Genomic DNA, 23229 nt, shown 5'->3' with positions numbered 1-23229 from the left:
CCTTCCTATTTATATATTAAGTTCTATTGTTGTTTCTTTTTTAATTGTTGTTACATCTATAAACTTTAATGTTTCAAGTAACGATTGATGTCCTAAATATTTTTGAATAATCGATACTGAAATGCCTGATTTAAATGCGTGATACGCAAATGTTTTCCTAAGTGAATATAGGCCAATGTTGTGAAGACCAACCTCTTCGGCCGCAACATGAATAATGCGATAGGCTTGTTGTCTAGAAAGTTGCTTTTTTGTTTTTATAGATCTAAACACAAAATCATCACGCTGAAGCATCTCATATTTAATGTATGATAGTAAACTTGATCTTAGATGTAGCGGAATCACAACTTTAATAAAATCTTTATCTTCGTTAGACCAGTTATATTTAATATCATTATCTTCGTCCAGCAATTCTTGAACTGTTAAATTTAATATTTGATTCACTTTAAGTCCTGTATGTATTGCTAAACTGAATAATAAATAATCTCTTTCACTATGTGACTTCAACACTTCATACATAGCTCTAATATCATCTTTATTCTTAATTGGAGATACTTGTTGCATAATATTTTCAATCCTTCCTAATTAAGATACATATTAATAATAATATATATTTGAGTAACATGAAAGGAATTTCACTTTTTATTGTCGATTTTGCTTAGTCATTTCGATATATAAAGTGAAAGGAGGTTATAACATGGAAAACATCAAAAACATTACTATTATTTTGTCGCATCAGTACGTCGACGAAAACGCCAAAGTTAAAACTGTTCATAGAAAGTTTAATGCCATCAATTTGAATGTTACTAATGAACATGTTAGAAATTTCAAAAATATCATTGAATCATTAACAGTTGAAAAATTTAAAGATGCGTACATCGTCAAAACAATCCAAATTGAGGATTAATAGTAACAAATTTAAAGTGGAGGTGATTTTAATGAAGCGAATATTGGAACTTGTTTTTAAAACTGCAACCGACAAAACGTTTACACTACAAATTCAAGAACCTAAAAATGATTTATCAGAAGAAACTGTGAGACAAGCAATGAATGATCTCTTAAAGTTAAAAATATTTGATTTATCAAAGGGAGAATTAGTATCTATTCATTCTGCACAATATGTAGAACGCAACACACATTTCATCGTTAAATAATAAGCTATTACTGTCTTGAAAAAACTGAGAAGATCAAGAGACATAATATGTTTCATCCTTAATCAAAACGAGAAAATCATGATAACAAGTGATTTTCTCGCTTTTTAATTATGATTGAAAACATAAGGTTATGCTTTAATTAAGATGGCGTGCATAAGCGTAAAATTCAATCAAAAAATAGACTACTTATATCCTAAATAACTTAGGAAATGAGTAGCCTAGAAAATTGTGTTCATATTAAATTCTTTAAATATCTTTAACCATCTCTACATAGTTTTCTTTTTGTTTATCTTCCATATAATAATAAACTTTTCTTTCATCAGATTCGCTTCTATATTTCTTAAGCAATCCTTTTCTATATAATTTCGCTAAATTAGTCCCGATATTTGATGGTCTTGAGTATAGTTCTGTCAATTTCCCATTTAAAATTTCCCTTATCGTAATCTCTTCAGATCTATATATTTCTTCTAAAATTATAAAATCAACTAAAGATAATCGTTTTTCATTTTTTAAGCTTGTTAGCTTATTCTCATAATTTACCATTTCTTGTATTGATTCGTTAAACCCTTCCGCCATTTTATATTCCTCCATTTTCAAATTATCCCGAATTTTAATAGTTTGCAATTCAACACTCTTATTTATTTTAATTGTATATTGTTTTTTAAACAATTTTTGATTAAATATATTATTATTCTTGATTTATACCAATATTTTCAAGTTCAATTAATATAAAAGGTAACAAAATACTGTATTTTTTGATATAATTACGTAATAATGAACATAAAAGTGACGATTTATGATATTTAGTATCGTTTTTACATAATGAATGAGGTGATAATTTGTATAATTACGAAATTACATTGCATAAAGAAAAAATTTTAAACCCTAAAAAACTCGGCTGCGGTGCTTTATGCTTTGTATTAGAAGGACAATCTTTGTTAACGATAAACAATAAAGATTATACATATAGCGTTGGTGATTTGTTCTATTTGCAAGACAACGATAATTTTCTACCAATCATAAATGATGGACTAGTTGCTATCTTACAAATTAGTTATTCAATGATGGAAAGTTTGAGTGGTGAATCTTCATTTCTTTATTCAATTGTGAAAACTACTACATCTGATCCGTTAGATAAATACAAACAGGAAATAAAAGATTTATTTATTAGAGCAATTTTGGCGGATTTAACTGGTATCAAAATGAGAAGAAGTCAGTATGTTGTTGGTATTTTCAAAATTATGTTTGAGCGATTTAAAAATAATACATACCATTATGGACAAACTGATACAGCACTTACCCCTCTTATTTATAAAGTTAAACAATATATAGAAGAACATTATCAAGAAAAGCTCTCTCTAAATTTAGTGGCGGATTATTTTTATATTTCCCCTGAACATCTGTCTAGGGAATTTTCACGACAAATGGGTGTAACTTTCATAAATTACTTAAAAGAAAAACGATTATTCCAAGCAACCCATGCATTATTGTTCACCCCATTTAAAATAGAACAAATAGCACACTATCACGGGTTCTCTAGTTATCATAATTTTAATCGTCAATTTAAAGAACGATTCCAATCAACACCTAAACAATATAGGCTACAATATCAACAAGGGAAAATGAATAAAGACTTAGATGTTATAACGAGTGAAGATAAATCTATTCTTATTTCTAAATTACAAAAATTGATGCATAACAGATCTTTAGTTCATAAATATAAACATTTGTCATTTAAAGATAATGCATTAAAGAAAATCTCCTCAAACTATAAAACGTATATTCATTTAGGTGATGTAAATGATTTCTACACACCATTTTTAGGAACAGATCTTGAAACTATTGAAAAACTTTCAAAATCACCTATCATTGTCATCCATTGCTCTTTAAAATCATTCTTTTATGATGATACTAATAAAAATTACAAACAAAACTTAGCTTTTTGTTTAAGTATGTTATCAAACACAAAAATTATACCATCCATTAAACTATATGATTTTGATGTACAAGATAAAGTAATAAAAGATAATTGGCATCAGTTTATCGATGTAATACATAATTATCTTGAGAACAAGAATGGCGAATTATACTTCGATATTGATCATAACGAATTTATACATTTACGCTCGCAAGTTAAAGAAACAAGAAAGAGATTACCCGATATACAGATTATGATCAATGCACCATGCCCATTTGATCACGATTATGAAGATTTAAATATCGATATGGAGTTATGTCAAGAAGTTGATCATTTTGCTGTGAATTATGATTTCAATAGTCTATACCAATTAGATACTATGAATAACTATGATATTGATAATGTTACGACCTACTACACTAATAAACTAATAAATAATTTAAAATATTTAAAACACCACGGCAAAAACGTAGCTTTAATGGAGTGGAATATAATAAATGGAGACACAAAAACAAACAGTGATTTCTATTTCAATGCAGCCATCATATTAAAACATTTAAATCATGTAACATCATATATATCCGGGCTTGGATTTTGGTTAATAGAAGAATCTTCTAAACATTACGCATCCATAGAAAAACCATTATCACTATATTTAAAATATAATTGTAAAAGTCCTATGAATTATTTACTATTCATATTGACCCACTTTAATGGTCATGAATATATCGAAGGGTCAAATTATATTAAATTCGAACAACATAACAAAATATTTATGCTAATCTATAATTATGAACTTTATAATCCACGTGACATCAATTATCAAAGTAATATTGGTGTCGTATTATCCTATCGAGATATACCTTTCGATGCATTTAGAGTAACAAAAATTACTTTCGACCAAGACAATGGCAATATCTATAAAGCGATAAGAAAACTCGATCAAAATCATGAAAGCTTAGATTATTTGAACACCAAATTGTTAGACAAATATTGTTCACCAGACATTGAAATGATAGATTTTAAATCAAAAAATGTAGACGAGACGTATTATGTTAAGACGAATGGCATTAAGATGCTCATCATACAAAAATTAAGATAACATACTGAGCTCCCCTGACTTTTATAATACAAAACATAAGGAACCCACCGAGATATTTCTCGGTGGGTTGATATTATTAAAATCACAGTTAAGTAAATCTTGGGATACCATTATTTCATTCATGCTGTAAAGATGTTTAATATTATGCGAATTTTTCAACGAAGAATTTGATTAAATCGACGATGCCTTTTACAATTCCAACTACATCCATTTAAATAACCTCCTTTACTTTCTTTCTAATTACATCATAACCTAATTAATGTCATTAAAGTTATAAATTTCCTAGTTTGTGGTAATTAAGTCAAAACTGTTTGCTAATTAACCGTTAACAACACTTTGGAATGCAAAAGTGCATTTTACTTTACTTAATACAATGTTTATATAATATGTTGTTTAATGAAACGCTGTATCCATTATTTTGTGAATAACTAAAGAATGATACACAAAAAACCAGTATTAGTCCAAATCTAGGTTACTTCTATATTTATCTACTACTTCTTTCTTACTAGCATCATTTGGTAAGAAGTAATATAACCCGTCGTCTAATATTGTATCTTGACCTTCTAATTGATTGCGGTCTACATTATCTAAGGCATCGCTATACTTAGATCTAACATTGTTGATTTCAGAAATTTTTAAATCTGTTTTAACATTATCACCGAGTGTATCTGTAATTTGATTGATTTTTGGTAGTGATCCAATGCTTACTAATTCATTCGCTAATGCTTGAATAACTAATTGTTGACGTTCTTGTCTTCCGAAGTCTCCACCAGCACCATCTTCTTTTCTACTTCTAATAAATGCTAATGCTTCTTCCCCATCTAATTTATACTTTTGGCCTTTTATGTATGATTTATCTTTCACAGTAAATGTTGCATTACTTTTAACTGTAACGCCACCTACGTGATTTACTAAATCTTTAACACCATCCATATTAATTGATGCATAATGATCGACTGGCACATTCATTAATTTTTCTAACGAATTAATTGCCATTTTCGGGCCACCATATGCATATGCATGATTAATCTTCTCTACTGAATCATGACCAACTATTTGAGCTCTTGTATCTCTAGGGATACTGACCATAACAGTCTTCTTCTTGTCTGGATTAATAGACAATAATACGATAGAGTCCGATCTTTCCCCTCCACCTTCAGCTGCTCTTGTGGAGTCAGAGTCTATTCCAAATAAAGCAATAGAAATTGGGTCTCCATTTGTATCAACCGCTTTATCTCTTAATTCTGATTTATCTCTACCAAGTGGGTTATGTATGGAGTTACCTAAAGCAAAAAACTTATACACAAAAAATGCAACGAACAATAAAAATACAATTAATAAAATAATAATAATTGTAGTAACAACTTTGAAAGCTGCAGATTTAGGCTTCTTCGCAGAACGTTCATATTGGTTTGGCACGTTTTCTCAGTCCATTCTTTTTCTCTTTATTATACATTTATTCATATAATTTTGCCAATAAGCACTTAAATTTTTTTATTGTTTAAACACTTTTCTATTAAATAACGAACGTTACTCACCTTTGAATATTATTTCTGGAAAATCTATACATCTTATGCTAAAGTGAGATGTATAAATCTATAGCGTAACTTGTTTTAATTTTTTTTAAGACATATTAAACGGGAAAGAGGATGAGATTCGGCGATCTCATCCTCTCTTTTTATGTTTTCTTCTTGATTGTTTAGACTTAATAATTTTAGGTGTTATTTGATAATCTTGTTCTTCTGGATATCTAATTCTTACGACATCTCCATAGAACAATCTTTGTTCACCATACCTTTTACATAAAGATAAACCAGAATAAACTTCTTCTACTTTTGCGATGTATTTATACGATTTATCTTTCTCTAATACATCAATAAATAACCCTGATTCAATGTTTCTTTCAATGCCTGCATTTATAATAAATGTAGAGTCATCTAAAATTCGTATTATTTCTACTTGTTTCATAATTCACGCTAACTTTCTTTCATTCTTAATATATGAAGTGTGTGACGAATACGTAGTTGACTGTTATGTTATTTCATAAAATTGGAAGAACATTATTATAAGATTACTCACTTATTTCTATCATTTGTTATTTTACTAATTTATTAGGAATATTTCAAATTACATAATTTTACAATTTATAGAATAGTTAAATTATACTCTTTTAATGTTGTTCTTTCAATAAGAGATTTCAAGAAAGATACATATCAAGCTTATTTCACATACATCATTCTAAAAATAATTCTACTGCATCTCTTGTTTTACTCATTGTTTCTACATGCTTATTATAGTCTTTAGATAAATAACTATAAAATAATATATCTATAGTCATCAGTTGTGAAATTAACGAACTTGTCGCGGCTAATCTTAAACTTTCCTCTGAACTTGCATCATGAACAAGCATATAATCCGCTTCTTTTCCTAATGAGGTGTTTTCAGATTGTGATAATCCAATCACTTTCACTTTATATTTTTGGGCTACTTTTGCTAAAGATAATATTTCAGCATTTTCTCCAGAATTAGAGATTCCAATCAGTACACATCCTTCTGAATGTGAACTAATAGCCGTAGCTAAAAAGTGTGTATCTTGTGATTGTATTATTTGTTTTCCAATTCTAGTGAATTTTTGGCATAAATCTGATGCAACTAAGCTCGATGCGCCTATCCCGAATACAATAATCGTTTCTGCTTTATATATTTCATGTACTATTTTGTTGACACTTTTCGATGAAATTTTATCTTCTGTCATTGCTAAAGTGTGTGTAGCCCTCGCAATTAATTTCTTACTAATTGATTCTACAGTTTCATCTTGCGTTATTTCTTGATAAATACTACTTTCATGTTGAGGTAAATATCTCGAAATAGCCAATTTCAAATCAGTAAAACCTTTAAAATCCAACTTATGTGTACAGCGAATAACTGATGATGCACTCGTATCTGTTAAACGTCCTAATTCTTGAGCACTTAAAGTTATGATTTTTTCCGGATTATCTATAAAATATTGTGCTATGCGTTTTTCATGTTTAGTGAGATCTTCTAACTTTTCTTGTATATATAATAGTATATGCTGATTATCTGTCATATTAATCTTCATCCAATTCTTGTGCTGCGGTCATTTCTTTATTTGTACCAAATAAATAAGTTGCTACAAATCCGCCTAAATAAGCTGCTAACAATCCTGCTATATAACCTAAGTACATATTATCTGAAATAAGTGGGAGTAGTGAAACACCACTTGGGCCAATCGCTTTTGCACCTATATGACCAATACCACCTATAACAGCGCCTCCAATACCACCACCTATACACGCAGTTATGAAGGGTCTACCTAATGGCAGTGTAACACCATAAATAAGTGGTTCCCCGATTCCAAGTATACCTACTGGCAATGCACCTTTTAATAAGTTTATAATTTTTTTATTTTTTCTACATTTAACCCATAATGCTAATGCAGCACCAACTTGTCCAGCACCTGCCATCGCAAGAATTGGAAGTAAGTATGTTGCACCAGACTGGTTAATCATTTCAATATGAATAGGCGTCAATACTTGATGCAGTCCGAACATTACAAGTGGTAAGAACGTTGCACCTAATACAAATCCACTAAACGCGCCACCTATATCTAATACCCAATTAATCACACCTAATAAGCCATTTGAAATAAAGCCTGCTATTGGCATAATAAAGAATATTGTTGCTAATCCCATGATAAATAACGTGATTGTCGGTGTAACAATAATATCAATAGCGTCGGGTATGATTTTATGAAGTCGTTTCTCTATTAAAGATAAAATCCACACAGCAATTATGACACCAATAACACCACCTTGCCCTGCAGCAAGTGGTTCTCCGTTAAAGATATTTTGAATAGGTGCTTTCAGGTCCATACCTGTCAACATTGTCGTACCACCGATTACACCACCTAATCCAGGTGTAGCACCAAACTCTTTCGCTGCGTTAATACCAACGAAAATAACTAAATATGCAAAAATACCATTTTTAATAATATCAAAAACAAGTACAAATTGTTCCCAAGTCGCACCATCTATCGTACCAGCAACTAATAAATTAGATAGTACAGCTGAAATACCACCAATTAACCCTGCACCAACAAATGCTGGAATAAGTGGAACAAATATGTTTGCGATTGATCTTAATACTCTTTTAAAAGGCGTATTATGTTTACTATTCATATTTTCTTTGAATATATTTGCTTCTTGTTCAACTTGTTCTTTACTACTTTGTTTATGTTTAATGGGCTCACCTAGCGGAACATCAATTATTGCACTCATCTCATTCGCAACTTTATTTACTGTTCCAGGACCAATAACAACTTGAAGCATATCATCTTCAACAATCCCCATTACACCTTTAATATTTTTCAATCCTTCAATATCAACTTTACCATAATCGACAATCGACATTCTTACACGTGTCATACAGTGAATCACTTTATCTAAATTCTCTTTCCCACCGACATGTTCTAATATTGCTTCAGCAATTTCTCTCTCTTTAGACATCTTCCATCCCCCTTATCTTACGTGTTTCTCACAAACCCTTTTGCTTGTTTTAATTTTTCGATAGCTTCAACTTTAGTTACATTATGCATCCCCATTACGATTGCTACCTTAACTTGACCATCACTCTCTTTATACAACTTTGTACTTTCTTCATCTGAACACTCTAGAACTTCTTGAATCATATTAATCGCTCTTTGCACGAGTTTTTTATTTGTAGGTTTCACATCAATCATTAAGTTCTCGTACACTTTACCAATTCCAACCATCGCACCTGTTGAAATCATATTAAGTATGAGTTTTTGAGCTGTCCCTGCTTTAAGCCTAGTCGAACCTGTTAACACTTCAGGACCAACATCTACTTGAACTGGATAATCTGCAAATTTTCCTACTTCAGAATTTTTATTACACGTAATACAACCAGTAGGTACATTTAAATTTTGTGCATATTTCAAACCACCAATAACATAAGGTGTACGACCACTTGCTGCAATACCTATTACGGTATCATGTTCATTAATATTCAAAGATTTTAAGTCGTTCTCTCCTAAGAAATTATCATCTTCTGCACCTTCAACAGCTACTGTCATCGCTTGCTGACCTCCTGCGATTAAACCAACTACTACATCCGGCGTCACCCCAAAAGTAGGCACACATTCTGCTGCATCTAGAACACCTAACCTACCACTTGTGCCTGCCCCCATATAAATGAGTCTTCCACCGTTCTTCAAACCTTTAATGACTTGTTTGATTAAATCTGCAATTGCTTGATTCTCTCGTTGAATGATATTTGGTACTTGTTGATCTTCTTTATTCATCACTTCAACGAATTGTTCAGGTGTTAACGTGTCTAGCTTTAGAGAATCTTGATTTCTCGATTCTGTAGTAAGTTTACTTATATCCATCTAATCTTCCCCCTTGATAAACTGAAAAGCACATCCCGCTTCAATCATATCTATACAATCTTTATCTCGATCCTTTACGTAACCAATAACATTCACTGCTTCATTGCTTGGTAATGCTACTTTTGTTATTTGTAATTCATTCATATAACGACCATATAATGAATTATCAACGGTGATACTACCTTTATTTCTATCAATCACATTGTATGGTTCAACCTCATCATGATTATGTTTTCTTGCTTCTTCAGCTCTAATTACATCTCTTGCTTGATCTTGTCTATTGTGAAAAACAGTACCTAACATTTTATCCAAATGCTCTGACACATGTTCTACATGAAGCGACACGATCCCATCATGAAAGTATGTGTTGAACTGAAATATCGTTTCTTGATCTATGCTTGAATCACCTATACATACATCATCAACACCTAACTTTAATAAATCATATGTTGCTTTTAATGGGTGGACTGCTCTGTGATTTTCAAGTGTAGGTAGACCTTTAAATACTGGTCCTCTCATCGAAGTACCTGGAACAAATGCCATGATAGATACTTCGGGGAATTCATTTTTAATATTTTCATTCTGTTTAACGAAAAATTCTTCATCTAACCCCGTTTCAGGTCTAGGGTAATAATTATGTGCCACCATTACATTTTGTAAATTAGTATTCTGTACTCTTAAAGCTTTCAGTAAAGCGATCGCATCAGTACTAGCATTACACACTACTTTCATGTCTGTTAATAATAGTGCAATATCTTCTGGATTTAACGAAATATCCAGTCTAATTAAATCGATACCAATCTCCCTTAACTTCTTAGGCTCTTTATAGGATAGCCCTAAGTTTTCAAAAGTACTCGGATTCACATCGGCAATAATTTCAGCGCGCCCATCAATAATTGATACAAGTTCTTTCAATTTAGATAAATATATACGTGGATCATCCTCAGGCATTTGCAAAGAAGTAAATACATATTTAAATCCTTCACTTAACATTGTCTCAATATACTTTTCATCAAATGAATCACCCAAAAACACAGAAAATCCTAACATGACAGCACACCCCCATTGGAATCGCTTACATTATCTCACTAATGAAATATAATTTCAATATTTATTATTTTTAATGACAATATTGAAATTATATTTCTCTACATAGTATTTGATGTGAAAACAATAAAACACTCATAAATTTGTTTTGTAGATACTAAAATATTTATTTCGTATGTCATTTAATACGACTACTTTTATTGTTTGATTTGGTTAGCTAATCACATACCATTATGGCCTGTAGAATACTTTATTATTAAGATGAACTATTCTGAAATCAAATAATGCCATCAGATTCTATTTTATATCCAATAGAATCTGATGGCATTATTTAATATTTATGCTTAATTTTTTAACCTTTTGGAAGTATATCAACTGTTACTTCTACGTATTCTTTACCGCCATTTTCTTTTATATTAAAAGTATTATATCTGATTTTATATCCTCTGTTAACCAATAATTCTAGTTGCTCTGGATATTTACTGATACTAGAAACATTCATAATCTCAGTGCCTTTAGGCGCTTTTATTTTTAATAAAATAGCTTGCCTTCCTCCAAAAGATTGATGTGGGTCTCTAGCCAAAGAAGTACTCATAAAGTTGTGATGATCAACTATTTGATGCTCATATTTATCTTTAATTTCTTGTAATTTATCTTTATTGATCTTAAAATTCCCTGAAGTTGGTCTTAAATCTCCGTAATCTAATCCGAATTGTTGTTCAGTAACTCTTCTATATAGTACTAAATCATCTGGAGCTTTAGATTTGGAAATTGATGTAGTTATAGAATCAACAAACGTATTTAATTTGTTATCCGTTCCTTTTCCACTATTCTCACGTAAATATGTATTTACTTCATCATACTTTGCACCTGTATAACGCTTTAAGTTATTTATCTCGTCGTTCGACAATCCCTCCGTTAACTTAAAAGCATTATCCGCCCAAGCTCTTGCACTCGCTATATCTTGATCAAAATCAACCTCGGCTAAAGATATATTTGGCATAAAACTAAAAGATAAACTAAATAATAACAAAAACGAAATAACAAAATTCATGATTTTATTTTTCATAAATAAACTTCCTTTCCACTTTTTATATTTTGGATAATTATATTATATATTAATGGAAAAAATTAGGGAAGTGTTTTTTCAATTAACATAATCTGCCCTCATATTTTTATTATAGTTCTTTTGCAAAGTTGCAAGAAATGAATGTTACACACTATTATTTAAATTCTAATCTCCACACATCTTATTTGTTTCTTTATATAAAGTACATTTATATCCGGCTCCTTTACTCTCCATAAAAAAACCTCTCAAATCATAAGCTTGAGAGGTTTCATAATTTATAAAAACACAACGAGGAGTAATGCAATAAATGCTGGTCCACCTTGCTTTAAAATGATGGAAGTCGAACTAGTAATACCACCATATATCGATGCTAAAATGATAAATATTAATAATATAACAACCATTTCTTTAGAATTATGCGACAAAAGTGCACTATATAATAGCACAAGCGCGATTAACCCATTGTATATACCTTGATTTTTCAAAAGTACTTGAATATTTTTATTTTTTAATACATTTTGTTTTAATTTAAAAGTTTGGGCTGTTTTCTTTGAAGTTGTCGCAAATGTTTCTAAAAACATAATGTATAAATGTTCAACTGCAACAATCACTACAAAAATAGTTGCTATTATATTCATAATGAATCTCCTTTACAAGACAATTTCGCTTTCTTTTTCATGAATCATTTCAACTATTTCATTTCGTTCATTCATAACTGCTACTTTTGGTGAGTGGTTTCTTGCTTCTTCGTCATTAAGTTGTACATAGTTCATTATGATAATGACGTCGTCAACTTGTACTAAACGTGCTGCTGCGCCATTCAGACAAATTTTCCCACTTCCACGTTCTCCTTCTATTACATACGTTTCCAAACGAGCGCCATTATTATTATTAACGATTGCTACTTTTTCATTTGGCAATATATCTACAGCATCTAAAATATCTCTATCTATCGTTATACTACCTACATAGTTTAAATTGGCTTCAGTTACTCTAGCGCGATGAATTTTCCCGTTCATCATTGTTCTAATCATGATTTCATCTCCAATATTTTTATTAAGTGACTTCTTATTATCATACAATGTTTTCTTAATCAGTCAACTATTACTTCCTATAGGTACAAATAAGTGCCTTCACCACAAAAAAGTGCGTACTTCCCTAAACTATATACACCTACTATAATTCTCTATACATCAACTTAAAGGAGTGCTTAAAATGGCATATACAAATTTTTATAATGGTAACCAAATGCCTACTATAGGTCTTGGCGTATTTAGAGTAGAGAATGACGATACTGCAAAAGAAGCTGTCAAACACGCGATTGTTTCCGGATACAGAAGTATTGATGCAGCATATATTTATGGGAATGAAAGTAAAGTCGGCGAAGGTATCGCAGAAGGCATTAAAGATGCGAACATTAAGAGAGAAGACCTCTTTATTACATCTAAATTATGGATAGATGATTATGGTCAAGAAAATGTTAGTGATGCTTATCATAAATCTTTAAACTTACTAGGTCTAGATTATTTAGACTTATATTTAATGCACTGGCCAGGAACAAACGAAACGCTATTATTAGAAACGTGGGCATCACTAGAATCACTTTACAATCAAGGATTAGTCAAAAACATTGGTGTTAGTAACTTTAATATTAAACATTTAGAAATGTTATTAAACCATGCTCAAATTAAACCAGTTATTAACCAAGTAGAATTTCATCCAAATCTTATCCAAACAGAACTACGTACTTATTTAAAGGAACAAAATATTAAAATGGAATCATGGTCTCCACTCATGAATGGTGAAATTTTAAGTAATCCAGTTATAAAAAATATTGCTCAGGAAATAAATAAATCTCCAGCACAAGTCATCATTAGATGGAACATTGATCATGATGTTATTACTATTCCTAAATCAATCACACCATCAAGAATAGAAGAAAATTTAAATGTATATGACTTTAAATTAACTCACGATCAAATAGAACAAATCGATGCGTTAAATCAAGATAAGAGAATTGGCCCAGATCCTGCAGAATTTAATGGCTAAAATATCAAATATATATAAACAGCAGAGGACCATTCATTAAGTCCTCTGCTGTTTATTATGCTTATTTAATTTCTGATTTTTTAGTTGTTTTTGTTTTTGGATCAAAATATGTTAATTCTTGTTTTCTTAATTTGTCTAATTGTTCTGGGCTTTGACCGTAGTCACCGCCATATAATGTTGCTTCCCAACTTCCGTACATTGGGTTTGGCAAGATAATATATTTGTCTCCGAAGTCTTTTTTATGTTTTTTAACAAATTCTGTTCTAGACTTTAACGTACTTTCTTTTGGTTCATCAAAATCAAGTATATTATCGCCAAATAGCATTATTAAGTCATGATTTTTTCTAACTTTAGCTCTTCGTGCGTCTTTACCGTGTTCACCTTCTTTTTTCAGTAACAGGTGTTCTTTATTAACTTGTGGCATACCTAGGTCTTTCATATTTTTATATGTACCTTTGTAATCTTGTTTATGATCTCTATCTGTTACATAGAAGATTTCAACGCCTTTTTTATCAGCATATTTCAAAAATTCTTTGGCTCCGTATACAGGCTTAGCACTTCCCATTGCAATCCACTCGTGCCAACCTTCTGGAAATGATATATGTTCTTTAATTGCATATGCTTGATATGGAGAATTATCTAGTACTGTTTCGTCCAAGTCTAATACAATCGCTGGTTTCTTCTTACCTTTGTGATGTTTTAACTTTTCATCTAATTTGTCTTTAGCTGAATTATATCCTTGTAAATATAATGCTTTTGCTTCTGCAGATGTTTGATACCAAGCTACGCTCATCACACTTTGTTCTGTTAAATTTTTCTTTGTTATTTCTTCTTGTTGTGGTGATTTTGTTGCTGTGTTAGCAGATACTTGTTCTGTACTAACAACTCCTGAAGTCCCACCCAATAATACAACTAATGCCGAACTTGCAATTAATTTTTTCATATATGTATCTCCTCTTCAAAATATTTACATATTTACTTTACATCTAATTAATCATTATCTCAAGATAAGAAAGAATGAATATTCACATAATTTCAGAAAAAATACATTTCAACTTTACTAAAAATAAAAAAAGTGCCTCGAAAGGCACTTTTTTATATTAAAACTGTTCGGATAATATTTTTTGTTCTAAGAAGTTTAGCATGTAGTCTGGACTACCCGTTTTAGCATCCGTACCGGACATTTTGAATCCACCAAATGGGTGATAACCAACTACCGCTGATGTACAACCTCTGTTTAAATAAAGGTTACCTACATCATAGTCTTCACAAGCTTGTCTCCAATGTTCACGATTGTTCGTAATAACTGCTCCTGTTAAGCCATAATCTGTATCATTGGCAACATCCATCATTTCTTCAAAATTCTCGCACTTCGTGAAACCTACTACTGGACCAAATATTTCTTCTTGCATAATTTGATCTCTAGACTTCAGGTCTTTAATAATAGTTGGATGGACGAAATATCCAATACTGTCGTCAGTCTTACCACCTGCTACTACCTTTCCTTCTTTAGACCCAATTTCAATATAATTTTTAATTTTATCGAATTGTTTTTGATTGATAACCGGTCCCATATATACATCTGAACCTTCGGCAGTATGACCTATCGTTAATTCTTTCGTAAGGTTAATTGATTTTTCTAACACTTCATCATAAACATCTTTATGCACAATTGCACGTGAACATGCTGAACATTTTTGTCCAGAAAAACCAAATGCTGAATCCACAATGGATTGTGCTGCCAGATCAGTATCCGTATTCTCATCTACTAGAATTGCATCTTTACCACCCATTTCAGCAATTACACGTTTCAAGAAGTTCTGACCTTCTTGTACTTTGGCTGCTCTTTCGAAAATTCTTGTCCCTGTTGCTCTTGATCCAGTAAAAGTAACAAAATGTGTATCTTTGTGATCAACTAAATAGTCACCAATTTCTTTAGGATCTCCGGGTACGAAATTCACAACACCTTTAGGTAAACCTGCTTCTTCTAATATTTCTATTAATTTATACGCTATTAATGGTGTATCTTCTGCTGGTTTTAACAATACTGTATTTCCGGCAATAATAGGTGCTACTGTAGTGCCGGCCATTATTGCAAACGGGAAGTTCCATGGTGGTATTGTTACGCCAGGACCTATTGGTTTATAAATATATTGATTATGTTCGCCTTCTCTATCTAATACTGGTTTACCATTAGCCAATTCCATCATAGAGCGGGCGTAATATTCTATAAAATCAATTCCCTCATTTGTATCTCCATCTGCTTCATTCCAAGGTTTACCAGCTTCATAAACCATTAAAGCTGATAGTTCGTCTTTCTTTCTTCGAATAATAGCAGAAACCCTAATTAATAATTCTGCTCTTTCTTTTGGTGTCCATTTTCTCCAAGTCTTATAAGCTTCTTTTGCTGCATCCATTGCTTGATCGACTTGTTCCTTCGAAGCTTTAGAAATACTACCCAGAACTTGTTTATGGTTTGCCGGATCAACAGAAACATATTTATCATCTGTATAAATCTTTTCACCATTAATGACTAGCGGTATTTCTTTTCCAAATTCTTTTTTTACCTTCTTAAGTGCTTCTTTAAAATTTTGTTGATTCTCTCGATTCGTAAAATCTGTTGCAGGTTCGTTATGAAATGCTACTACCATCTTTCATACCTCCTATATGTAATCAACTATTCAAAAGGCATATTTGCCTCTTACTCACATCTTACTATTCTCTTTAATTTATTATCAAGTAAAGGGCTTTCATTTGCATATTTCCAAATAATCTTCATATCCATTCAGAATTATTTACATTAAAAAAGCACGAAATCATCTTTTGATGATTTCGTGCTTTATATTTAGAACGATAACGTCCCAAACAGATTATTAACAGAAATATTAGTTTTTGTTAACGTTAACTGCTTGAGGTCCACGTTGACCTTCTTCGATTTCGAAAGTAACTGAAGCACCTTCGTCTAATGATTTATAACCTTCAGTTTGGATTGAAGAGAAATGTACGAATACGTCGCTTCCATCTTCTCCTTCGATAAATCCGTAACCTTTTTCTGCGTTAAACCATTTTACTGTACCTTTATTCATATAAAAGTCCTCCTAGTGCTTATGCACAATATATTTGCAATAATCAATCTTCAAACTTAAATGGACTTTCATTAACAATGAATAAAACTACCATAAATTTAATCTCGAAATATCACTTGACACTTACTATACGCTATATTCTTTAAAATGTAAAGGTTTTGTCTTAATTTATTTTAATTTTTTTAGTAAATGAAGCATTACAAATAATATTTATTTATAACATTCAAATCGTTATCTAATTCATAAACGAGAGGCGCCCCTGTTTTAATCTCCAATTGTGAGATTTCATCATCGGGTACATCTTCTAAATATTTAATTAATGCTCTTAATGAATTTCCATGCGCTGAAACCAATGTCGTTTGATTATTTAATAAACTAATGGATACGTGATCAATCCAAAATGGTATAACTCTTTCCATAGTATCTTTCAAACTTTCCGATACTGGCATGATTCTTCGATCCAACATGGCATATCGTCTATCATTCAAGTATTCTTCTCGTAACGATTCTTGCGCTTCTGGTGGTTTTGTATCAAAAGAACGTCTCCAAATATGAACTTGTTCTTCACCATATTCTTCTCGTGCTTCGTCTTTATTTTTCCCTTGTAACCCACCATAATGGCGTTCATTCAATCTCCAATGTTTATACACTGGAATCCAAAGTTGATGTGAATATTTTAATAACAAGTATGTAGTCTCAATTGCCCTAGTCAAAAGCGATGTGTATGCTACATCAATTTCAATCCCTTGATCTAGTAACTTTTTGCCAGAAGTTCTTGCCTCATCATAACCTTGTTCGGATAATTCGACATCTGCCCAACCTGTAAATAAATTCTTCTTATTCCACTCACTTTGTCCATGTCTACACAAAATTAAAGTTGGCATATTTATCCCTCCTATTCTTATTACTTATATTGAAACACTATTTCTAAAAATTTTAAAATGATACGATATACACTTTTTGTTAATTTAGCATTTTAAAATTGTTATACAATCTCTATAATTAATAAGATAAAGTATTTAAAGGATTGATTTAAATGATATTAAAATGGATAAAGGTTGTACTTCAAATATGTATAATTTATTTGATTACATTAACCGGGAATTGGATTCAACAAACATTTGATTTACCCATAGCAGGTAGTATAATCGGACTCTTGTTATTTTTCTTGTTATTACAATTCAAAATAATTAAGACAGAATGGATCAATGATGGCGCAAATTTATTACTTAGCACGATGATTTTCTTTTTCATACCTTCAATTGTTGGTGCTATGGATTTAGTAGAGTCGTTTAATTCAAGCTTTCTTGTCATTATTGTTTTAATACTCGCTAGCACATGTATCGTTGCCTTATTATCAGGATACATCGCCGAAAAAATGATGAAACATAATTATATAGAAGAAAGTAGTGACAAGTTATGATTATTAAAGCCATTCTAATGATTGCTTTGACAGTTATCATGTACTTGTTCGCATTATTCATTCAGAAAAAATTCAAAATCGCTATTTTACATCCTGCACTCGTCTCATCAATTGCCATTATTTCTGTACTGCTCTATTTCGGATATGACTACAAAGATTATATGGTTGGTGGTCATTGGATTTACAACTTCTTAAATTGCACCGTTGTTTGTTTAGCTTATCCACTCTATTTATATAGAAAAATGATCATTAAATATTCTAAAGTGATATTAACGAGTGTCATTGTTGGGATTATAACGAATATCATTCTAATATTCACAACGCTAAACCTACTCGGATATTCAAAAGAAATGATAGCATCCTTGCTTCCTCGTTCAATTACCGCAGCAGTTGGTATACAAGTGTCGCAACAAATAGGAGGTATTGATAGTTTAACTGTATTATTTATCATCGGAACAGGCTTAATAGGCAGTATACTTGGAAATTATTTAGTTAAAATGGCTAATTTCAAAACATCCATTGCTAAAGGTCTCTTATATGGCAACGCATCTCATGCTATAGGAACAGCTAAAGTATTAGAGACTGATATAGAATCAGCTGCTTTTAGCTCTATCGGTATGATTTTAACTGCACTCATTAGTTCGATTGTTCTACCATTGTTTATTTTATTTATATAATAGGCTATGTTTAGACATTTTCAGCACAAAACTTTAAAATAGAAACAAATCATTCAATTCAAAGTGGAGGAATTAAACATGAACCATGAACTTGAAGATATTATTAAAACAGTAAACTTAAATGCCCCAATCGAAGAAGTTTGGGAAGTTGTTACAACATCTGAAGGTATCGCGTCATGGTGGATGGACAACACTCTAGAACCTGAATTAGATAACCATTTCGTCTTACATGCTGGTCCTTACGGAGATTCAGAATGTAAAGTGAACAAATATGAACCACATCATCTATTCCAATTTAGTTGGGATACAGATTGGACACTAACTTTTGAATTGGCAAAAATTGATCATTCAAACACTCAATTCACCTTAATCCATTCAGGCTGGCCAATAGAAAAAGAACGTATACGCGAAGTCATGAATAGCGGCTGGGATAGTATTATAAATGAAAATTTACCAAAGGCAGTAAACGAATACAAATAAATAAGTGAAGGAGTCTTGTTATGACATCTTATAAACTGTCACAAACAGAACAAACAGAGCTCATTACGACTTTAAAGAAACGTTTCGAAACATTTACTGAAAGACATCCCGATATACAATGGGAAGATGTTGAAAAACAATTATTATCAAATCAAGAGAAATTATGGTCATTAAACGAAATGGAACGAACTGAAGGAGAACCTGATGTAATAGGATTAGAAGATGGACAATACATCTTTGTTGATTGCTCTAAAGAAAGTCCAAAAGGAAGAAGAAGTGTTTGCTATGATAGAGCAGCATTAGAATCCAGAAAAAAACACAAGCCAGAGACAAGTGTTATGGACATGGTAAGTGAAATGAAAGTCGAACTCCTAACAGAAGAACAATACAGACACTTACAAACATTAGGCAACTTCGATAACAAAACATCTAGTTGGATCTTAACACCCGATAACATTCGCAGTCTAGGTGGTGCATTGTTCTGTGACTTCCGTTACGACACTGTCTTCACGTACCATAACGGCGCAGATTCCTACTATGCAGCAAGAGGATTTAGAAGTATGTTAAAAATATAAAGCCATCATAGCAATTGTGGTAGAGAGAAGTTTAGAATGTTGGGTATATCATGAATGCAGACAATAAACATAATTAACTCAAAACTTAGAACACACAACACAAAATAAGGCAGAGACAACAATCAATGTCTCTGCCTTATTTGGCAGTAGATGACTGATTTGAAAAATCCTGCTAAAGAAGTTTTTTCTAATGATAGTCATCTCACCGTATGGGACTGTGAAATATTTATTGAAATACAATTTCTTTTATCTTCCCAAAGTTGCTATTCAAGTTTAAGAGTTGTTAAAGTATGCCATACCACATTCATCAATTCACCAATAATTATACACAACGATTATCCATGTAACCTGCATTTAACACAATATTAGAAGTTATATATGAATAAATTCATACGCACATATTCTCTTGCTGAAAATCCTAGAAAAGATTTGATTTAAAACGAGGATTTAAGAAGTATGTTGAATTTGCTAAACCTTTATTATTTAGCGAGGGTGGTTACATCACGGAATTTCTCACCTAAATATAGGCAAATTTCATTCATTCTACAAATGCTAGCATTAACAGCATTCGAATTATGCTTTAAAATTGTTAAACATTGTTTGTGCTTCTCCTTATGGAGCCAAGCATGTATATAAACAGAGTTTAATAGATCATCCGGGCTATTAAGTGACTCATTATACCGCTCATGCAAATCGTCCATAACATCCATGACTTTGACATCATCTTGAACATCTAATACTACCCTTCTTGTAACACCTCCTTTACCTTGAGTAGTAAATGCATAAGTATCTGCAAGTTCCACAAAAAGTTTCTTGTTCATTAATATCCCTCCTATATAAATTGTGCCAAATACAGGCTACACCTTTATTATATGAATTGAATATTGTATGTCAAGTATTTTTATAAATATTTTATGGAATATAATGGGTTATATTATTTACACCGAAATTAAGAAGGCGAATTTTTAAAATTCTTTATTTAGAAGTATTGATATAACTGGTTTTAATAATATAAAATCTAAAAAAAACACCCACAATTTCTCAAAAAAATTGTGGGGTTATTTTTAAAGTATTTTTCCAAATATGGGATTGATATTATTACAACCATTCTAAAATTTCTATATCTGCAGGTGCAAAGTCTAATTTACTTAATTCTTCTTTTCTTAACCATTTACTATCTTGATGTTCTATTAAGCTATATTTATTTTCTGCTAACTCACAAAGAAACACCTCAAGAATTACTCGCCCAAATTCATAATCATATTGAGATTGACCTAGAAATTTTATAACATTTATATTTGTATCTAACTCTTCTTTGATTTCTCTTTTTAATGCATTAACCGGATCTTCATCTTGCTTAATTTTCCCTCCCGGAAATTCCCAATATCCTCCCATTGTCTTATTTATCGGTCTTTGACAACAAAAATATTCTTGATTCTGGTTTACCATAACTCCTGCTGAGACATGTATAGTTTTTATGTTAATCACTCGCTTTTCTATTTTCAATAATATGAAGAAGCTTATTTTTATCATTCTCATCTTCAAGTTCATGTATTTTCGCATGACAATTCGGACATAATGCAATACAGTTATCTACTGTATCAGTTCCACCTTCTGACAAATATTTAACATGATGAACATGTAAGAATGGTTCACCATTTTTCTGTTTAAATGGTGCATCTTTCATACATAATTGACAAATACCATTTGCCAAATTCTTTATGTAAAGATTTATATCTTTATTTCTATCATAACTTCTAGTTATTACTTTTCTAAAAGATGCAGTTTCACCTTTTATTGATTTATTTAAGTTACTCGCCGCAAATGCTTTCTTTTTTATATCCTCTTCTGATTGTCTTGGTGTTTTTTCTTCTTTATTAATGACGTCTTTTTCTATTATATAATTTTCAGTTTGAATTTCTAAAGGAAACTTAACCACATTCCTATTTATACCATCTATATCCATTTCTTTAATTATATAAGGTTTGATATTTTTACTTAATTTTACTGGACCTATGTATTTATATTTGTTTTTAGTTAAATATTCAAATAAATATACATTTACTTTATTAATGTCATTATTTTTTAACACTTTGTTTTGTGTATATTCAAAGCTTTGATCTCCTTTTTGACCCATACCAGTATAATGCAATGTGTCACCAAACCATTTATCTTGATAAATGATGTTCGCCTTTTTTTCAGCTGTAATTAAAACTAGTGAATTAGTATAATGAGAACGCCTCATTCCACCTTGGCTAGTACATGCAAATGTATCAACTAATTCTTCATTTTTATAAATTTTACCAGCCACTAGTTTTTTTATTTTTTCTTGGTTTGTTGTCTTCTTCCATTTAATAACTTCATCCCAATCAAAGGTCTTTTGCTTATCATCAACACTTGGTAAACCTAACTCTATTAATTCATTAAATTTAGCTGGAGGAATATTCAATTTCTTAATTAATTCACTTTTTTTCATAAAAATCCACTCTCTTTATTTAGATTTTATAATTATTTGAATTTTATCATTTTTTAATTTCTTAATCTATTACATTATACTATTATCCCTTTCTCTTATCAGAATACTAGATTTATAATTGCTCATTTGAAGTTTTATATTTTTGTATATCCACAACCTATTTGCATTCCTCGTAACAATACTGTAATATATGAAATATAATCGTAACATTGGAGCACAGGGTATTAAATCTATTGGAGGTAAGGTATATGAAGAAAACGTTCAAAGTTTTGTCTTCTGGCGCACTTGCATTCGGGATGATATTTAGTACTACTGCAATATCTGCTAATTTAACTGGTAACGAGGCTGAAGCAGCAACTGAACCTTGGTATAAGTACACGGGTAACACTGGTCACGATGGTAGCTTTATTCTTGATCAAACTTTTCTTAATGCAGTTACTTACAGCAATGTGACAATAAATGGCTATCGAATATATGGTTCTTACGATGATTTTATGAACCATCAAAATACAACAATGATGAATGTCTATGACCAAAACATTATGAAATTTGCTAACGGAAAAGCTGTAGGAGTTAAATTCCCTGTTAAAAAGGGTGCTGTTAGTAAACAACAATTATTTGATGTTTATGGCAAAACTAAAAATGTGGCTCCATCTGATGGTGTCTCTAGTGCTGTTTATTTCTATAATGTAGCTGACCAACGTATTAAAGTTAGCATGACCGATGGATATGTCACACAATATCAACT

The 23229-nt window shown here is 31.1% G+C and carries 27 protein-coding genes; 9 read left to right on the top strand and 18 right to left on the bottom strand.

Going from position 1 to position 23229, the window contains the following annotated elements; all coding sequences use genetic code 11:
• Positions 1-9 precede the first annotated feature (9 nt).
• The gene (locus tag CD111_RS06300) at positions 10-561 is read right to left on the bottom strand and encodes a tyrosine-type recombinase/integrase (protein WP_095085784.1); all 552 of its coding nucleotides are present in this window, start codon (positions 559-561) and stop codon (positions 10-12) included.
• 133 nt (positions 562-694) lie between these two features.
• On the opposite strand from CD111_RS06300, the gene CD111_RS06295 reads away from it, so the two are divergent.
• Together CD111_RS06295 and CD111_RS06290 are read left to right on the top strand one after the other, a co-directional pair.
• Positions 695-904, top strand: coding sequence for a DUF1659 domain-containing protein (locus tag CD111_RS06295; RefSeq protein WP_095085781.1), 210 nt, complete (start codon positions 695-697; stop codon positions 902-904).
• 31 nt (positions 905-935) lie between these two features.
• Positions 936-1151, top strand: a complete 216-nt coding sequence (locus CD111_RS06290) for a DUF2922 domain-containing protein (protein ID WP_095085777.1) — start codon at positions 936-938, stop codon at positions 1149-1151.
• A 246-nt stretch (positions 1152-1397) separates the two neighbouring features.
• Here the strand turns inward: CD111_RS06290 and CD111_RS06285 are convergent, their stop codons facing one another.
• Positions 1398-1727 (bottom strand): MarR family transcriptional regulator, encoded by a 330-nt coding sequence (locus CD111_RS06285; RefSeq protein WP_095085773.1) that lies wholly within the window; start codon positions 1725-1727, stop codon positions 1398-1400.
• Positions 1728-1990: 263 nt separating this feature from the next.
• Between CD111_RS06285 and CD111_RS06280 the strand changes: the two genes are divergently transcribed.
• Positions 1991-4171: an AraC family transcriptional regulator gene (locus tag CD111_RS06280; RefSeq protein ID WP_095085769.1), complete on the top strand. Its 2181-nt coding sequence runs from the start codon at positions 1991-1993 to the stop codon at positions 4169-4171.
• A gap of 456 nt (positions 4172-4627) precedes the next feature.
• Here CD111_RS06280 and CD111_RS06275 read toward each other — a convergent pair whose 3' ends face one another.
• The 9 genes from CD111_RS06275 to panD form a co-directional block, all read right to left on the bottom strand.
• Entirely contained in the window at positions 4628-5590 is a 963-nt protein-coding gene (locus tag CD111_RS06275) for an LCP family protein (RefSeq protein ID WP_095085766.1), read from the bottom strand.
• Positions 5591-5836: 246 nt separating this feature from the next.
• On the bottom strand, positions 5837-6139 hold the full coding sequence (locus CD111_RS06270) for a hypothetical protein (protein WP_095085763.1): 303 nt from the start codon (positions 6137-6139) through the stop codon (positions 5837-5839).
• Positions 6140-6404: 265 nt separating this feature from the next.
• Positions 6405-7259, bottom strand: coding sequence for a MurR/RpiR family transcriptional regulator (locus CD111_RS06265; RefSeq protein WP_095085759.1), 855 nt, complete (start codon positions 7257-7259; stop codon positions 6405-6407).
• Between the two features lies 1 nt (position 7260).
• Positions 7261-8697, bottom strand: a complete 1437-nt coding sequence (locus CD111_RS06260; protein ID WP_095085756.1) for a PTS transporter subunit EIIC — start codon at positions 8695-8697, stop codon at positions 7261-7263.
• Between the two features lie 17 nt (positions 8698-8714).
• Positions 8715-9599: an N-acetylmuramic acid 6-phosphate etherase gene (murQ, locus tag CD111_RS06255; protein WP_095085752.1), complete on the bottom strand. Its 885-nt coding sequence runs from the start codon at positions 9597-9599 to the stop codon at positions 8715-8717.
• The gene (locus CD111_RS06250) at positions 9600-10649 is read right to left on the bottom strand and encodes a MupG family TIM beta-alpha barrel fold protein (protein WP_095085750.1); all 1050 of its coding nucleotides are present in this window, start codon (positions 10647-10649) and stop codon (positions 9600-9602) included. It abuts the gene before it with no gap.
• Positions 10650-10998: 349 nt separating this feature from the next.
• Positions 10999-11715 (bottom strand): ADP-ribosyltransferase, encoded by a 717-nt coding sequence (locus CD111_RS06245; RefSeq protein WP_095085747.1) that lies wholly within the window; start codon positions 11713-11715, stop codon positions 10999-11001.
• Positions 11716-11990: 275 nt separating this feature from the next.
• A complete protein-coding gene (locus CD111_RS06240; RefSeq protein ID WP_095085745.1) occupies positions 11991-12353 on the bottom strand; it encodes a DUF1304 domain-containing protein in 363 nt (120 codons plus the stop codon).
• A gap of 12 nt (positions 12354-12365) precedes the next feature.
• Complete coding sequence (gene panD, locus CD111_RS06235; RefSeq protein ID WP_095085742.1) at positions 12366-12749, bottom strand: aspartate 1-decarboxylase; 384 nt, start codon at positions 12747-12749, stop codon at positions 12366-12368.
• Between the two features lie 181 nt (positions 12750-12930).
• Here panD and CD111_RS06230 point away from each other — a divergent pair, with 181 nt between their 5' ends.
• Positions 12931-13764: an aldo/keto reductase gene (locus CD111_RS06230; RefSeq protein WP_095085739.1), complete on the top strand. Its 834-nt coding sequence runs from the start codon at positions 12931-12933 to the stop codon at positions 13762-13764.
• A 61-nt stretch (positions 13765-13825) separates the two neighbouring features.
• On the opposite strand, the gene CD111_RS06225 is transcribed toward CD111_RS06230, so the two are convergent.
• The 4 genes from CD111_RS06225 to CD111_RS06210 form a co-directional block, all read right to left on the bottom strand.
• Positions 13826-14707 carry a 5'-nucleotidase, lipoprotein e(P4) family gene (locus tag CD111_RS06225; RefSeq protein ID WP_095085736.1) on the bottom strand — a complete coding sequence of 294 codons (882 nt, stop codon included), beginning with the start codon at positions 14705-14707 and terminating at the stop codon, positions 13826-13828.
• Between the two features lie 157 nt (positions 14708-14864).
• A complete protein-coding gene (pruA, locus tag CD111_RS06220; protein WP_095085733.1) occupies positions 14865-16415 on the bottom strand; it encodes an L-glutamate gamma-semialdehyde dehydrogenase in 1551 nt (516 codons plus the stop codon).
• Positions 16416-16649: 234 nt separating this feature from the next.
• Complete coding sequence (locus tag CD111_RS06215; protein ID WP_095085730.1) at positions 16650-16850, bottom strand: cold-shock protein; 201 nt, start codon at positions 16848-16850, stop codon at positions 16650-16652.
• A gap of 197 nt (positions 16851-17047) precedes the next feature.
• Complete coding sequence (locus CD111_RS06210) at positions 17048-17734, bottom strand: 2,3-diphosphoglycerate-dependent phosphoglycerate mutase (RefSeq protein WP_095085728.1); 687 nt, start codon at positions 17732-17734, stop codon at positions 17048-17050.
• A 152-nt stretch (positions 17735-17886) separates the two neighbouring features.
• Between CD111_RS06210 and CD111_RS06205 the strand changes: the two genes are divergently transcribed.
• From CD111_RS06205 to CD111_RS06190, 4 genes are all read left to right on the top strand, one after another.
• Positions 17887-18273 carry a CidA/LrgA family protein gene (locus tag CD111_RS06205; protein WP_095085725.1) on the top strand — a complete coding sequence of 129 codons (387 nt, stop codon included), beginning with the start codon at positions 17887-17889 and terminating at the stop codon, positions 18271-18273.
• Positions 18270-18950, top strand: coding sequence for an LrgB family protein (locus CD111_RS06200; protein WP_095085724.1), 681 nt, complete (start codon positions 18270-18272; stop codon positions 18948-18950). Before CD111_RS06205 ends, CD111_RS06200 begins: the two co-directional genes overlap by 4 nt.
• A gap of 78 nt (positions 18951-19028) precedes the next feature.
• Complete coding sequence (locus CD111_RS06195) at positions 19029-19430, top strand: SRPBCC family protein (protein ID WP_095085721.1); 402 nt, start codon at positions 19029-19031, stop codon at positions 19428-19430.
• Between the two features lie 20 nt (positions 19431-19450).
• A complete protein-coding gene (locus tag CD111_RS06190) occupies positions 19451-20005 on the top strand; it encodes a DUF4256 domain-containing protein (RefSeq protein ID WP_095085719.1) in 555 nt (184 codons plus the stop codon).
• A gap of 479 nt (positions 20006-20484) precedes the next feature.
• Here CD111_RS06190 and CD111_RS06185 read toward each other — a convergent pair whose 3' ends face one another.
• The 3 genes from CD111_RS06185 to CD111_RS12845 all read right to left on the bottom strand — a co-directional run bounded on the left by CD111_RS06185 (position 20485) and on the right by CD111_RS12845 (position 22481).
• Positions 20485-20826 carry a hypothetical protein gene (locus tag CD111_RS06185; protein ID WP_095085716.1) on the bottom strand — a complete coding sequence of 114 codons (342 nt, stop codon included), beginning with the start codon at positions 20824-20826 and terminating at the stop codon, positions 20485-20487.
• 277 nt (positions 20827-21103) lie between these two features.
• The gene (locus CD111_RS06180; RefSeq protein ID WP_268234634.1) at positions 21104-21538 is read right to left on the bottom strand and encodes a (deoxy)nucleoside triphosphate pyrophosphohydrolase; all 435 of its coding nucleotides are present in this window, start codon (positions 21536-21538) and stop codon (positions 21104-21106) included.
• A complete protein-coding gene (locus tag CD111_RS12845) occupies positions 21486-22481 on the bottom strand; it encodes an HNH endonuclease (RefSeq protein ID WP_095085710.1) in 996 nt (331 codons plus the stop codon). The genes CD111_RS06180 and CD111_RS12845 overlap by 53 nt, the downstream gene beginning before the upstream one ends.
• 248 nt (positions 22482-22729) lie before the next feature.
• Here CD111_RS12845 and isaB point away from each other — a divergent pair.
• A partial coding sequence (gene isaB, locus CD111_RS06170) for an immunodominant staphylococcal antigen IsaB family protein (RefSeq protein ID WP_103268491.1) occupies positions 22730-23229 on the top strand: 500 nt, incomplete at its 3' end.

This window comes from Mammaliicoccus stepanovicii, from assembly GCF_002902525.1.
GTDB lineage: Bacteria > Bacillota > Bacilli > Staphylococcales > Staphylococcaceae > Mammaliicoccus > Mammaliicoccus stepanovicii.
This window is presented reverse-complemented; position numbering and strand designations above follow the sequence as displayed.

Excerpts from the sequence above, each read along its gene's own strand:
- CD111_RS06300 (WP_095085784.1), bottom strand. The coding sequence starts at position 561 with ATGCAACAAGTATCTCCAATTAAGAATAAAGATGATATTAGAGCTATG.
- CD111_RS06295 (WP_095085781.1), top strand. The coding sequence starts at position 695 with ATGGAAAACATCAAAAACATTACTATTATTTTGTCGCATCAGTACGTC.
- CD111_RS06290 (WP_095085777.1), top strand. The coding sequence starts at position 936 with ATGAAGCGAATATTGGAACTTGTTTTTAAAACTGCAACCGACAAAACG.
- CD111_RS06285 (WP_095085773.1), bottom strand. The coding sequence starts at position 1,727 with ATGGCGGAAGGGTTTAACGAATCAATACAAGAAATGGTAAATTATGAG.
- CD111_RS06270 (WP_095085763.1), bottom strand. The coding sequence starts at position 6,139 with ATGAAACAAGTAGAAATAATACGAATTTTAGATGACTCTACATTTATT.
- CD111_RS06265 (WP_095085759.1), bottom strand. The coding sequence starts at position 7,259 with ATGACAGATAATCAGCATATACTATTATATATACAAGAAAAGTTAGAA.
- CD111_RS06260 (WP_095085756.1), bottom strand. The coding sequence starts at position 8,697 with ATGTCTAAAGAGAGAGAAATTGCTGAAGCAATATTAGAACATGTCGGT.
- murQ (WP_095085752.1), bottom strand. The coding sequence starts at position 9,599 with ATGGATATAAGTAAACTTACTACAGAATCGAGAAATCAAGATTCTCTA.
- CD111_RS06250 (WP_095085750.1), bottom strand. The coding sequence starts at position 10,649 with ATGTTAGGATTTTCTGTGTTTTTGGGTGATTCATTTGATGAAAAGTAT.
- CD111_RS06245 (WP_095085747.1), bottom strand. The coding sequence starts at position 11,715 with ATGAAAAATAAAATCATGAATTTTGTTATTTCGTTTTTGTTATTATTT.
- CD111_RS06240 (WP_095085745.1), bottom strand. The coding sequence starts at position 12,353 with ATGAATATAATAGCAACTATTTTTGTAGTGATTGTTGCAGTTGAACAT.
- panD (WP_095085742.1), bottom strand. The coding sequence starts at position 12,749 with ATGATTAGAACAATGATGAACGGGAAAATTCATCGCGCTAGAGTAACT.
- CD111_RS06230 (WP_095085739.1), top strand. The coding sequence starts at position 12,931 with ATGGCATATACAAATTTTTATAATGGTAACCAAATGCCTACTATAGGT.
- CD111_RS06225 (WP_095085736.1), bottom strand. The coding sequence starts at position 14,707 with ATGAAAAAATTAATTGCAAGTTCGGCATTAGTTGTATTATTGGGTGGG.
- pruA (WP_095085733.1), bottom strand. The coding sequence starts at position 16,415 with ATGGTAGTAGCATTTCATAACGAACCTGCAACAGATTTTACGAATCGA.
- CD111_RS06215 (WP_095085730.1), bottom strand. The coding sequence starts at position 16,850 with ATGAATAAAGGTACAGTAAAATGGTTTAACGCAGAAAAAGGTTACGGA.
- CD111_RS06210 (WP_095085728.1), bottom strand. The coding sequence starts at position 17,734 with ATGCCAACTTTAATTTTGTGTAGACATGGACAAAGTGAGTGGAATAAG.
- CD111_RS06205 (WP_095085725.1), top strand. The coding sequence starts at position 17,887 with ATGATATTAAAATGGATAAAGGTTGTACTTCAAATATGTATAATTTAT.
- CD111_RS06200 (WP_095085724.1), top strand. The coding sequence starts at position 18,270 with ATGATTATTAAAGCCATTCTAATGATTGCTTTGACAGTTATCATGTAC.
- CD111_RS06195 (WP_095085721.1), top strand. The coding sequence starts at position 19,029 with ATGAACCATGAACTTGAAGATATTATTAAAACAGTAAACTTAAATGCC.
- CD111_RS06190 (WP_095085719.1), top strand. The coding sequence starts at position 19,451 with ATGACATCTTATAAACTGTCACAAACAGAACAAACAGAGCTCATTACG.
- CD111_RS06185 (WP_095085716.1), bottom strand. The coding sequence starts at position 20,826 with ATGAACAAGAAACTTTTTGTGGAACTTGCAGATACTTATGCATTTACT.
- CD111_RS06180 (WP_268234634.1), bottom strand. The coding sequence starts at position 21,538 with ATGATAAAAATAAGCTTCTTCATATTATTGAAAATAGAAAAGCGAGTG.
- CD111_RS12845 (WP_095085710.1), bottom strand. The coding sequence starts at position 22,481 with ATGAAAAAAAGTGAATTAATTAAGAAATTGAATATTCCTCCAGCTAAA.